The sequence below is a fragment of the Arthrobacter sp. LFS091 genome (genome assembly GCF_047977885.1).
Taxonomy (GTDB): domain Bacteria; phylum Actinomycetota; class Actinomycetes; order Actinomycetales; family Micrococcaceae; genus Arthrobacter.
In genome coordinates, this window is the sequence record NZ_JBFPFP010000006.1 from 350427 (window position 1) to 362874 (window position 12448).

Below are 12448 nucleotides of genomic sequence, written 5' to 3' on the forward strand. Positions count from 1 at the left end.
AACAGTGACGAACGGAACCGCCACGGACACCGCCCCGGCCCACGCCGGGGCGGTGTCCTCTCCGCAAACAAACCAGGTTTTCGTAGCCATCGACATCGGCGCGTCCTCCGGCCGCGTCATGCTGGGCCGCGTCTCGCCGACGTCCGGCGTCGCACTGGAAACGATCCACCGCTTTCCCAACGGCGTCATAGAGCTCGACGGCGGCCTCCACTGGGATTTCGACGCCCTCTTCGCGGAGGTGCTCAAGGGACTCGCTACCGCTGCTTCCGTGGCGGCGGGCAGCGGCGAGCGCATCGCGAGCATCGGCATCGACACGTGGGCGGTTGACTACGGATTGGTGAACGACGCCGGCGAACTGACCGCGCAGCCCTACAGCTACCGCGACGAACGCAGCCGGGCCGCTGTGGAGCGGGTACACGCAGTGATCCCGCCCGAGAAGCTCTACGCCACCACCGGCTTGCAGTACTTGCAGTTCAACACCTTGTATCAACTAGCCACGGAAAAGGACGTGGATGGACTCCAGGCCCTGCTGATTCCGGACCTCATCGCTTTCCTGCTCACCGGCGAACGGCGGACCGAGGCCACGAACGCTTCCACCACCGGGCTTTTCGACGCCGTAGCGGGCCAGTGGGCATTGGGGTTCCTTGATGCATTGGGCTTGCCTCGGGATATCTTCCCGCCGCTGATTCAGCCCGGCGAGACCATTGGTACCTTGCTGCCCGCCATTGTTGAGCGGACCGGCCTTTCAGCTGACACCAAGGTGGTGGCCGTTGGTTCGCACGACACCGCCTCCGCCGTGGCCGCAGTCCCCGCTGAGGGCCAGGATTTTGCGTACATCTCCTCCGGGACGTGGTCCTTGGTGGGCGTCGAACTCCCCTCGCCCGTCCTCTCCGAGGCAAGCCGCCAGGCCAACTTCACCAACGAGCGCGGAGTGGACGGCACCATCCGGTACCTGCGCAACGTCGGCGGCCTGTGGTTGTTGAGCGAATGCCAGCGTTCCTGGGCCGCACAAGGATTCAGCCAGTCCCTGCCGGCACTGCTGGACTCAGCTGCGGCACTCCCCCAGGACGGGCCGCAGATCAACGCCGATGATCCCGCCTTCACCGCACCGGACAACATGCCGGACCGTATCCGCGCAGCCGTGCGGCACAACGGCGACGTCCTTCCGGACCGTCCTGCCGCCGTCGTGCGTTGCATTATGGACAGCCTCGCGGCCGGTTACGCACGTACGCTGGCCGACGCCGAACGGCTCACCGGCCGCAACACCACAGTGGTGCACATCGTGGGTGGTGGCTCGCAAAACCGGCTCCTGTGCCAACTGACCGCGAACGCTACCGGAAAACCCGTCATTGCCGGTCCCGTAGAGGCCACTGCATTGGGCAATGTCCTGGTGCAGGCACGCGCCGGCGGCGTGGTGGAAGGCGACCTGGCCGAAGTGAGGTCGCTGGCTGCTTCCGGGGTTGCGCTGGAAAAGTACCAGCCTGCGTTGATGAGCAACCCGGTCTAAAGTCGAACCTCAGAGTGGCCCGTACGCCGTACTTCCGCCGTGCGGGTCCCTCCACGTGGCCATGTCCGCCTCCACCGCCCGGCGGAGGTCCGGATCCACCAGCAACCTCTCCCGGAACGACTCACGCGCCCTGCCCATGACTACGGAAGGTATGAGGATACCCACCACCAACAGGAGCACCATCATGAAGTAGACGCCCGACAGCGTGGCGAGTGATCCTCGTTCAAATGCCGAGGGAACCGCCAAAGCAAAACCAGCAGCCAGCAGGCCCGCCATCCCAAGGGTCGCCCACACGCCACCCTTGGCAGATCCCGGTCCGCGATTAATGAGCAGCTTGTTTGTGTCCGGCAGTCTGCTCCGGACCTTCTTCCAGCCCCGCCAACCAAGCCAGCCCAGGGCAATTCCCGGCAGTCCCAAAGACAGTACCCACGCGGGATTACCGGTCAGCGTGGAAACAACGGTGCCGATAAGGAGCATCAAGGGGCCACCGCCGATCGCACCGCTCCAGGCCGCTGCCAAGGCACCCTGCGCATCGGCAAGTTGGCGCAGACGGGAAGGGGCTTGGGGAGGACTGACCTTGGCCAGATCGGCCGAGAGCCAATACTCCAGCGGTCTCCCCTGCGCGTAAGACTCCAGCACGCTTTGGGCCTTTCGATCGGGGTCACTTCACCGCAAAAGACGTTACCCCATGGGCGTCCTCCCCTCAGGGCCAGGAGTCTGGTACGTCACAGCGCCGGACGAGGGTGCCGCGCTAAACTGGTCGCATTATGATCCGCACAATGTTCAAGTCCAAGATTCACCGCGCAACGGTGACCCACGCCGACCTCCACTACGTCGGTTCGGTCACTGTCGACCTGGACCTCCTGGACGCCGCGGACATCCTTCCCGGCGAGCTCGTCTCCATTGTGGACATCACCAACGGTGCCCGCCTGGAGACGTACACGATCGCCGGCGAGCGCGGTTCCGGCGTGATCGGGATCAACGGTGCCGCCGCCCACCAGGTCCACGTAGGAGATCTGGTCATCCTCATCACCTACGCGCAGATGACTACCGAAGAGGCCAGGTCTTACCAGCCCAAGGTGGTCCACGTGGGAGAGGACAACCACATCCTCCAGTTGGGTAACGACCCCGCAGAGGCGCACACCCCCGGGCTCATGCGCCCTCCGCACGCGTTGAACAACGCGGCGCACCTCAGCTAAGCCTCAGCAGCGCTCGACGTCGGTACCCATCCGGGTGCCGACGTCGAGCGCGTTATGGGCGTCCATATGACGGAACACCCGGCAGAAAACGCTTACTCGCCGGGCGGTTCTGGCTAGGCTGTAGTTCGTGACCCAAAGAGCCCCCGCCCGCACGCTGCCATGATCGGCGTCCTGTCGGGATTTTTTGTTGTCTGGGCCATCATCCTGGTGGGCATGTTCGTGGGACGCCGCAACATTCTGGGCGAGAACGCCCGGTCCGTCCTGAGTTCGCTGACATTCTTCGTGGCGAGCCCTGCGCTGCTCTTTGAAACACTGAGCAAGGCCAAGCTGCACGACGTGTTCGCTGCACCGCTTCTTGTCACGGCCGTGGGCGCTGTCATCACTGGCCTGCTGTTCTTCCTGATCGTGAAATTCTGGCTGAAGCGTTCGATGCCCGAAGCCCTCATGTCCTCCATGAGTGCGTCGTTGGCGAACTCCGCGAACCTGGGCATCCCCATCGCCGTTTTTGTCCTCGGCGATGCCAGCTATGTGGCCCCGCTGTTGATCTTCCAGTTGGCGTTCTTCACCCCGATGTACCTGATGGCACTGGATGCCAGCACCAGTTCGCACCGCACCACTCCCCTGCGCTTCGTGCTGATGATCGTGAAGAACCCCATGATCGTGGGCTCGGCATTGGGTTTGCTGGTGGCAGGTACCGAATTCCAGGTGCCGGCGCTCATCCTGGAACCGGTCCACCTCATTGGCGGCGCAGCGATTCCGGCCATGCTGATGGCGTTCGGCATGAGCCTCAACGGGTCCCGGCCACTGCAAAAGGACGCCGGACGGCGGCTCGATACGTTACTGGCCAGCGGGTTCAAGCTGATCGTGCATCCCCTGGTCGCGTACCTGTTTGCCCGCTTTGCCCTGGGAATGGACGGCCACGCATTGTTTGCCGTGGTGGTGACGTCCGCACTTCCCACAGCCCAGAACGTGTTCGTCGCAGCCAACCGCTACCAGGCCGGAATCACCGTGGCCAAGGACACCGTGCTCATCACCACGATCGTGGCCGTGCCCGCCATGATCGGCGTGGCGTTGCTGCTCGCCTAGCCCGTTTTACTCCACATCCGCGCTTGCCAGGTAGTGGTCCAGGAGCTGTGCGCACCGGATGAAGCCCAGGTGTGAGTACGCCTGCGGGTGGTTTCCCAGGTGTGTTTCGGTGCCGGGGTCGTACTCTTCGGGCAACAGGCCTGTGGGCCCGAACAGTGCCACCAACTGGTTGAACAGCTCCAGCGCATCATCCAGGCGCCCCACGGCCAAGTAGGCCTCGATCAGCCAGGTGGTGCAGATGTGGAAGCCGCCCTCCAAGCCCGGCAGGCCGTCGTCGTACCTGTACCGGAAGACCGTGGGCCCCACCCGCAACTCCCGCTCGACGGCAGTGACGGTGTCCAGGAAACGCTGGTCCTGGACATCAAGGAGGCCCGACAGTCCGACGTGCAGGACAGCGGCATCGAGGTCCGGGCTGTCGTAGGCCACGGAATACGACGCGGCCGAACCGTCCCACCCTTCCCGGAGGACTTCCTCACGGATGGTCCGGGCCTCAGGCTCCCAATCCGGGTGAGGTTCGCGGCCGTGCAGCGCCGCAGCCCGGAGGGCCCGGTCCAACGTCACCCAGCACATGACCTTGGTGTACACATGGTGCCTGGGCGCGCGGCGGGCCTCCCAAATACCGTGGTCGGGCTCGTGCCAGCGGGCCAGGACGGCGTGGGCCATTTGCTCCACGAGGAACCAATGGTCGTCCGGGAGGAAGCCCCTCCGCTCAGCGAGATCATGGATCAGCTCAGCAATTGGACCGAACACGTCCAACTGAACCTGGTGGTCTGCTGCGTTGCCGATCCGCACGGGCCGCGAACCCGCGTAGCCTGGCAAGCTCTCAACGATCGCCTCCGTTGACAGTGGAGCCCCGGTCACCGAGTAGAGCGGGTGCAACCATTCCGGCCCCGGCGCGTTCTCCAGGATCCGGCCCAGCCAACTGAGGAATCCCTCAGCCTCCTCGGTTGAGCCCAGGCTGACCAAGGCGTTGACCGTCATGGAACCGTCCCGGAGCCAGCAATACCGGTAGTCCCAGTTCCGGGTGCCGCCGATCCCCTCAGGCAGCGATGTTGTCGGCGCGGCAAGGACAGCACCTGTCGGCTCGTGGACCAACGACTTCAACACCAGTGCCGAGCGCCGCACCAGCGACGGTTTCATGGTGGGCAGCTGCAGCATTTTGACCCACTCGCGCGTGACGAGTCCGACGGCGGCACGCCGGTGGGGCTCACCCACCGGGTCCGCGGGTGGCGGCTCGGTGTCACCGCAACGCATGTTCAGCACCACGGGTCCGTTGTTGAGCGCCACTTCTGCTGTTGCCGTTGCGAACCTGCCGTCGCTGGTGACCTGGAAAGCAACTCCCGGGGCAGAGAGGATGATGGGGTCCGAGGTGCCGATGATGTGGACGTCATCGCCGCGGATCTCCATGTCGAACGGTGCATTGGCGTAGTCGGGCCTCGGCGCGAAAACCACCCGGGCCGTGCCTGTTCCCGAAAGCACGCGAACCAGGCTGGTGATGCCTTCCGGTGCCGGTTCCAGATAGTCGGTCACTGTGACGTCGGCCCAGCGGGTTTCAACAATCATGGTGTTATCCACATAGCGTTGGGCCAGCACCTGCGAGGGCTTAACTGGCTCTACGCTGAAGTGGCCTGCAGGATCCCCGCCAAGGATATGGGCGAACAGTGATCCCGAGTCCGGCAGGGGGTGGCTCATCCAACAGACTTTCGCGTCGGGCGTGAGCAACGCGGTGGAGCTGCCGTTGCCGATCATCGAATGTCGTTCCAGCCCCACGGCGTCCTCACCGAAGAGCCAGGCGCGGCGCAGCTCGAACAATAAAGCCAGCACCTTCGCGAAGGCTTCCGGATCCGGGATGGTGTGTGCCGCCGTCGTATCCCCCGAACCGACGTGCAAACCAAGGTCCGGTCCGCGCAGGGTCCCCAACGCTTTTTCGTCGCTCTCGGCGTCTCCTGCGTAAAGTGCGGCGCTGACGCCCAGCCGCGCCCGGAGCTGCTCCAAGGCTTGCCCCTTGGCAGGCTCCTCGACAGTGAGGTCCAGGACTGTGCCGTCCACAATAAAGTACAAACCAAATTCAATGGCGATCTTTTGCGAAGCGTAGACCACCCGGTCCACGACTTCCGGTGTCGCGGGCCGGGTGTGCACGGCTACGCCCACGGGCTTCCGGACCACGCTGATGCCCTTTTCGAACCCGACGGCTTCGGTCAACGCCGTGGCCACCTGCTGGAGCAGTTGTTCCGTGGCAAGGGACAGGGTGTAGGCGTAACCCATGTCGAACTCCACGCCATGCGAACCCACCAAATGCACCTCCGCCGGCAGCCTTGATACTGCTGCCAGGTCCCTGAGTGAGCGGCCGGAAATGATGGCGGTGTGCGTGTTCGGCAACGCTGCGAGCGCCCGTAAAGCCACGGCGGCGCTGTCCAAAGGCAGTGTTTCCGTGGACACGCCTTCGGCCGCGCAGAGAGTCCCGCCATAGTTGCAGGCCACCAGCAGGCCCGGAACCCGGGCCAGGACCCGGAGCTCCGAGAACAGCTGCGGCGTGATGCCGTTTGGCGAGTCGGACTGAAGGGCAGTCCGGAGCAGGCCGAGCGGAAGGGACTTCATCAGCAGTGCTGAATCGGCAACCGACTGGTTCAAGTGAGTAGGCATGGGGAATCCTTCCGAAGCGGATAGATCCAGTTTCCGCCCGTACGGTTTCGCCGTCATGCTTTATTCGTTGCAAATGCGTAAAACATTTGGAACTGCCTACTCCGTGAAAGCGTCCGCCATATCCAGGACCTCATCCACAATGGCCAGGCCTGCGCGGGCGTCCTCGACGCTGATGTTGCAGGGTGGAACCACGTGGATACGGTTGAAGCTCGCGAACGGGATGAGGCCCCGCGACTTGCACGCCGCCACCAGTTGGTTCATCTCGGGGCTGGAGGAACCGTACGGCGCCAGCGGCTCCCGCGTGTCACGGTTCCTGACCAGCTCGATGGCCCAAAAAACGCCGAGACCCCGCACTTCTCCTACAGAACGGTGACGTTCGACGAATCCAGCCAGCGCCGGACCGATCACGTCGGTGCCAACGCGTTCCGCGTGCTGCACAATGCCTTCACGTTCCATGGCGTTGATGGTGGCGACTGCTGCCGCCGTGGCCAGTGGATGACCGGAGTAGGTCAATCCGCCAGGATAGACCCTGGTACCAAAGGTGGCCGCGATCTCCGGGTTGATGGCTACGCCACCGAGCGGTACGTATCCGGAGTTCACGCCCTTCGCAAAGGTGATCAGGTCCGGGACGACGTCAAAATGCTCGACGGCGAACCATTTGCCTGTGCGCCCGAAACCGGCCATGACCTCGTCGGCAATGAAGACGATCCCGTGCTTGGTGCACAACTCCCGGACCCCCTGCATGTAGCCTGCCGGCGGAACGTAGATCCCTGCCGTTCCTGGGATGCTTTCCATCATGATCGCAGCGATGCTGGATGGGCCTTCGAACTCGATGAGCTGTTCCAGGTGCTCCAATGCCCGCTGGGCTTCCTCTGCCTCCGTGGCCGAGTGGAAGGCCGTGCGGTAGAGGTAGGGCGGGAAGAAGTGGATGGTGCCGGTGGAGGCGTGGTCGCTGGCCCACCTCCGGGGGTCGCCAGTGATGTTGACTGCCAGGTGTGTTCCGCCGTGGTACGAGCGGTAGGCGGAAAGGACCTTGTGCCGGCCCGTATGCAGCCTGGCCATCCGGACAGCATGTTCGTTGGCATCCGCGCCACCGTTGGTGAAGAAGATCCGGTCCAGCTCTCCCGGGGTCCGTTCCGCGATCAGCCGCGCGGCCTCTGATCGGGCGTCGTTGACATAGCTGGGAGCAATCGTGCACAGCTTGGCTGCTTGCGCCGCGATCGCCGCCACAACGGCCGGGTGCTGGTGCCCGATGTTCGTATTCACCAGCTGGGAAGAGAAGTCCAGGTACTTGTTGCCCTCACCGTCCCAGACGTGCGACCCCTCCGCTGCGCTGATGACCATGGGATCCAGGGTGTCCTGCGCGGACCAGGAGTGAAAGACGTGCTTGCGGTCCAGCTCGTAGGCGCGTTGGGCTGCCCCAGGGTCCGTGAGTGATGGTTCAAGGATGGCGGTCATAGTGATTGTCCTGACGTTGGCACTGACAATTTTTTCTGGCGCTTAGGAGTTCTGCGGGAAACCGAGGTTGATCCCGCCGTGGCTGGGGTCCAGCCAGCGGGTAGTGACGGCCTTGCCGCGGGTGAAGAAGCCGACGCCCTCCGTGCCGTGGGCGTGCGTGTCACCGAACAAGGAGTTCTTCCAGCCCCCGAACGAGTAGTAGGCCATGGGTACGGGGACGGGAACGTTGATGCCCACCATTCCCACCTCAACCTCGTTCTCGAAGCGGCGGGCGGCACCGCCGTCGTTGGTGAAAATCGCCGTACCGTTGCCGTACGGGTTGGCATTGATGGTGGCGAGCGCCTCGTCGTAGCTGTCCACCCGGACCACCGAGAGCACCGGCCCGAAGATCTCGTCCTGGTAGATGGACATGTCGGTGGTGACGTGATCAAACAGTGTTGGGCCCACGAAGAAGCCATCGCCTTCAGCGTCGGGAACGATGCCGCGGCCGTCGACCACCAGCGTGGCACCGGCGGCTTCACCGGCGTCGACGTAACCCGACACCTTGTCCCTGTGCTGGGAGGTGACCAAGGGGCCCATGTCGCAACCGCGCAGCCCATCGCCGGTGCGCAGGTTCCGGGCCCGGTCAGCGATCCTGTCCACCAGTGCGTCAGCGATCTCGCCTACAGCCAGGAGCGCCGAAACAGCCATGCACCGTTCGCCTGCGGAACCAAAGCCGGCGTTGATTGCGGCGTCGGCAGCGAGGTCCAGGTCGGCGTCGGGAAGGACGATCATGTGGTTCTTCGCCCCACCCAAGGCCTGGACCCGCTTGCCGTGGGCGGTGGCGGTCTCGTAGACATACTTGGCGATCGGGGTGGAGCCCACGAAGGAGACGGCCTTAACGTCCGGGTGCGTCAGCAGGGTATCGACCGCGACCTTGTCGCCGTGCAGGACGTTGAATACGCCGTCGGGCAGGCCGGCTTCCTTCCACAGCTCGGCCACCCAGTTGACGGCCGAGGGGTCCTTTTCGCTCGGCTTGATGATGACGGTGTTGCCCGCGGCGATCGCGATCGGGAAGAACCACATGGGGACCATCGCCGGGAAGTTGAAGGGGCTGATGATTGCGACCGGGCCCAGTGCTTGCCGGATGGAGTGGATGTCCACTTTGGTGGAGGCGTTTTCGGTGTAGCTGCCTTTGAGCAGGTGCGGGATACCGCACGCGAACTCTACGACTTCCTGTCCGCGGGTTACCTCGCCCAGAGCATCGTCCAGGACCTTTCCATGCTCGGAGGTGATGATCGCAGCAAGCTCGTCCTTGCGGGAGTTGAGGAGCTCGCGGAAAGCGAAAAGGATCTGGGTGCGGCGCGCCAGGGAGGTTTCGCGCCAAGCCGGGAAAGCGGCTTTCGCGGCAGCGACGGCGGCGTTGCCGTCCTCGACGCTGGCCAAGGCGACCTGTCCGGTCACCTTCCCGGTGGCAGGGTTGGTGACAGAAGCGGTGCGGTCGCCCGCCGGGACGTAGCTGCCGTTGATCCAGTGCTCGATGGTGTTCAAGAGTTCTCCTTGGTAGGTGGCCTGGGACAAGTCTTGCCGCGCACCACCGCTTATATAAGGAGACGTCTGTAAGGTTATTGGACTGCGCCCTTACACTGTGTAAATGCTTCCTACCGTCGGTGCCGTCCTCGAACTCCCCGTGCTGCGCGCCGCGGATCCCCTTGTGCTCGGCAGCGCAAACGGTTTGGACGCACCGGTCCGCTGGGTGCACGTCAGCGAAATACTCGACGTCGGCGGGCTGCTGTCGGGCGGGGAGCTGGTGCTCACCACCGGACTGGAGCTGGAAAAATCACCGGAAGCATCGGCGTCGTTCATTGACTCCCTGGAGGCCGCCGGAGCGGCCGGCCTGATCGTGGAACTCGTCGGCCAGCGGCAACGCAGCCGGAAAGCCCTGGAGGAAGCAGCCCGTACAGCCTCGATTCCCGTGGTCATCGTTGAACGCCGGGTGCGGTTCGTCCAGGTCACGGAGATCGTCCACAGGATGATCGTCGCGGACCAACTTGAGCGCGTGGAACGGGCCCGGGACGTCCATGAGGCATTCACTGTGCTGAGCCTGGAAAGCGCAGACACCCAACGCGTCGTGGAGCAGGCGGCCACGATGATCGGCGCCCCTGTCGTGTTGGAGGACCTCTCGCACTTGGTGCTCGCCTATGCGGGCCGGCACGTGACCACCGCGGATCTCTTGGACGATTGGGGGCGGCGCTCCAGGACCACGCCGTTTCCGTCGCTCACCGGCAGGTCCGGGCCGGAGCAGTGGCTGCAGGCAGCGGTGGGGGTAAGGCAACAGGTATGGGGCAGGCTGGTGGTGCCGATGCCTCCGCCAGCTGGTGGCGCCGATGAGGACATGGCCGTCATGGTTCTTGAGCGGGCAGCCCAGACCCTGGCGATCAACCGCTTGGCGGACCGCGATCAGCGAGAGCTCAGCCATCATGCCCAGGCCGGACTTCTGAACTCATTGCGCCAGCCCCGCGGACTCAGTGAGGCGGAGGCGCTGGCACGTGCTGGTTCCTTGGGTTTGAAACGCTCCTCTTATTACGTGCCGCTCGTTTTCAGGACCGCCTTCCCAGCGTGGGGTCTCCCTGTGCTGCCCACCGACCCCTTCGCGGGGCAGCAGGACGAACGCGAACTTCTGGAGCGACTGGCGAAAGCCTTGAAGTCCACCGCCGGAACAGCCTTGGCGGCAAGTATCCAGTCCGGTTCAGTCGGAATGATCCTTGCCCTCCCGGCCCGGCAGCAGGAGGAACCGACGCTGCAGATATTGGCCGAAGCCGCCGCAGGCCCAGTGGTTGTGGCCGGCTCCGGAGTCCGCCCCATCCCCGCGATTCCTCCAACCTGGATCATTGGTGTTGGCCGCATGAAGGCCACGCTCCTGGAAGCCGCGGCGGGCATTGACGAAGCGGCCCACGTAGCCGAAAGCGCCGCCACACTACGGGAAACAGGCAAACCCTACTATCGAGCTACTGATGTGCGCCTTCGCGGGCTGCTCGCCCTCCTGCGCAAGGATCCCCGGGTCCAGCAATTCGTGGAGTCCGAGTTGTCTGCCGTCCTCCGTGCTGAAGCCGAAGGCAAAGGCGAATATTTGGAGCTGTTGGGCCGCTATCTCGGATCCGGGGGCAACAAAGCCGCTATGGCACGCAGCGGCTACCTTAGCCGGCCAACGCTTTATGCCCGGCTCGCCAAGTTGGAAGAACTGTTGGGTGTGGACCTGGACGACCCCGAATCGCGCACCTCGCTGCACGTAGCACTTCTGGCCCACCTGATAAGGGGACAGTAAAGGGCTGACAGACCTGAAAGCCTAGGCGGGAATGAGCCCTGCAACTTCGGCCACCAGTTCAACCGAGCGAAGGCGTTCCCCTGTACCGATGCTCTGGTGCGCCACGATCAGTTCATCGGCATCGGCGAACGCCGCGAACTCGTCAAGGTAGTCGTGCACCACGTCGGGGGTGCCCACGGCGGAGAACTTCATCATTTGGGCGATGTGCTGTCCCTGCGGGGAGTCGAGGACCATATCCGCTTCGTCGTCCGTGAACTCGCGGCCGCCGCCAAAGAACAGCGAAACGCGGGCACGCTTCACGGCAAGGTGTATTGCCTGGGCTTCGGCATTGCTGTCGGCGGCAGTGACGTTAACGCCGGCGATCACATGTGGCTCGGACAACTGCTCCGACGGCTTGAACTCGCGCCGGTAGATGGCCACGGCGTCCTGCAACGCGGCAGGCGCAAAGTGCGAGGCGAACGCGTAGGGCAGGCCGAGCTGGGCCGCCAACTGGGCACCAAAAAGGGATGATCCAAGGATGTACAGGGGAACGTTGGTGCCCTTGCCCGGGGTGGCTTCCACGCCTTGGATCCGGGTGGGTCCTGTCAGGTATCCCTGCAGTTCCAGGACGTCCTGCGGGAACCTGTCCGAGGACGTGTGGTCGCGGCGGAGGGCCCGCATGGTGTTCTGGTCGCTGCCGGGGGCGCGTCCCAGCCCCAGGTCGATCCGGCCCGGGTGGAGGGTCTCCAAGGTTCCGAACTGCTCGGCTATGGTCAGCGGCGAGTGGTTCGGCAGCATGACGCCGCCGGCACCGAGGCGGATGGTGTTGGTGTGCGCTGCGACGTGTGCGATCAACACGCTCGTAGCGGAGGAAGCAATGGCCGACATGTTGTGGTGCTCGGCGTACCAAACACGGCGGTAGCCGAGTTCTTCGGCTTTCTGCGCCATGGCAACACTGCCCGCGAGGCTTTCCGCCACCGTCTGGCCCTTCCCGATGGTCGCCAGGTCGAGGATGGACAGAGGAACAGTCACAAGAAATGCCTTTCGGTACGTTTCGCGGTGCCGGCACGGTTGATTGCCGGCACTCTAGCGACAACCACCACAATGGCCGCCTTATTTCTGTGAGTTGCGTCGCGCCCCTTTTTTCCGCCTTGCTGGGCCTGTTTTGTGACCCCGTTCGACGCCCGATTAAGCGCCATGAACGCCTGTATCCCTGCGTTTCAGAGCGCTTTGACCCGGCTCTCGCAGCTACCGGATAGTTGCAGCCAACAG

General features: G+C 64.1%; 9 protein-coding genes. 4 read left to right on the top strand and 5 right to left on the bottom strand.

Features of this window, described 5'->3' with window-relative positions; translation table 11 throughout:
- The first annotated feature begins 4 nt into the window (after positions 1-4).
- Positions 5-1507, top strand: a complete 1503-nt coding sequence (locus tag ACNQOP_RS13750) for a rhamnulokinase (RefSeq protein ID WP_416404805.1) — start codon at positions 5-7, stop codon at positions 1505-1507.
- A gap of 9 nt (positions 1508-1516) precedes the next feature.
- Here the strand turns inward: ACNQOP_RS13750 and ACNQOP_RS13755 are convergent, their stop codons facing one another.
- On the bottom strand, positions 1517-2146 hold the full coding sequence (locus tag ACNQOP_RS13755) for a hypothetical protein (RefSeq protein WP_416404806.1): 630 nt from the start codon (positions 2144-2146) through the stop codon (positions 1517-1519).
- Between the two features lie 128 nt (positions 2147-2274).
- On the opposite strand from ACNQOP_RS13755, the gene panD reads away from it, so the two are divergent.
- A complete protein-coding gene (gene panD / locus ACNQOP_RS13760; RefSeq protein ID WP_235517917.1) occupies positions 2275-2706 on the top strand; it encodes an aspartate 1-decarboxylase in 432 nt (143 codons plus the stop codon).
- A 159-nt stretch (positions 2707-2865) separates the two neighbouring features.
- Complete coding sequence (locus ACNQOP_RS13765) at positions 2866-3792, top strand: AEC family transporter (RefSeq protein WP_416404807.1); 927 nt, start codon at positions 2866-2868, stop codon at positions 3790-3792.
- A 6-nt stretch (positions 3793-3798) separates the two neighbouring features.
- Here ACNQOP_RS13765 and ACNQOP_RS13770 read toward each other — a convergent pair whose 3' ends face one another.
- The 3 genes from ACNQOP_RS13770 to ACNQOP_RS13780 form a co-directional block, all read right to left on the bottom strand.
- Positions 3799-6435 carry a trehalase-like domain-containing protein gene (locus ACNQOP_RS13770; protein WP_416404808.1) on the bottom strand — a complete coding sequence of 879 codons (2637 nt, stop codon included), beginning with the start codon at positions 6433-6435 and terminating at the stop codon, positions 3799-3801.
- Positions 6436-6531: 96 nt separating this feature from the next.
- Positions 6532-7893 (bottom strand): aspartate aminotransferase family protein, encoded by a 1362-nt coding sequence (locus tag ACNQOP_RS13775; protein ID WP_416404809.1) that lies wholly within the window; start codon positions 7891-7893, stop codon positions 6532-6534.
- A 42-nt stretch (positions 7894-7935) separates the two neighbouring features.
- Positions 7936-9423, bottom strand: a complete 1488-nt coding sequence (locus ACNQOP_RS13780) for a CoA-acylating methylmalonate-semialdehyde dehydrogenase (protein ID WP_416404811.1) — start codon at positions 9421-9423, stop codon at positions 7936-7938.
- 103 nt (positions 9424-9526) lie between these two features.
- Between ACNQOP_RS13780 and ACNQOP_RS13785 the strand changes: the two genes are divergently transcribed.
- A complete protein-coding gene (locus ACNQOP_RS13785) occupies positions 9527-11197 on the top strand; it encodes a PucR family transcriptional regulator (protein WP_416404812.1) in 1671 nt (556 codons plus the stop codon).
- A 21-nt stretch (positions 11198-11218) separates the two neighbouring features.
- Here the strand turns inward: ACNQOP_RS13785 and ACNQOP_RS13790 are convergent, their stop codons facing one another.
- A complete protein-coding gene (locus tag ACNQOP_RS13790; protein WP_235517928.1) occupies positions 11219-12208 on the bottom strand; it encodes an LLM class flavin-dependent oxidoreductase in 990 nt (329 codons plus the stop codon).
- Between the last annotated feature and the right edge of the window lie 240 nt (positions 12209-12448).

What these genes read in the sequence shown, in the direction of transcription:
- ACNQOP_RS13775 (WP_416404809.1), bottom strand. Translation starts at nt 7,893, where the DNA reads ATGACCGCCATCCTTGAACCATCACTCACGGACCCTGGGGCAGCCCAA.
- ACNQOP_RS13770 (WP_416404808.1), bottom strand. Translation starts at nt 6,435, where the DNA reads ATGCCTACTCACTTGAACCAGTCGGTTGCCGATTCAGCACTGCTGATG.
- ACNQOP_RS13785 (WP_416404812.1), top strand. Translation starts at nt 9,527, where the DNA reads ATGCTTCCTACCGTCGGTGCCGTCCTCGAACTCCCCGTGCTGCGCGCC.
- ACNQOP_RS13765 (WP_416404807.1), top strand. Translation starts at nt 2,866, where the DNA reads ATGATCGGCGTCCTGTCGGGATTTTTTGTTGTCTGGGCCATCATCCTG.
- panD (WP_235517917.1), top strand. Translation starts at nt 2,275, where the DNA reads ATGATCCGCACAATGTTCAAGTCCAAGATTCACCGCGCAACGGTGACC.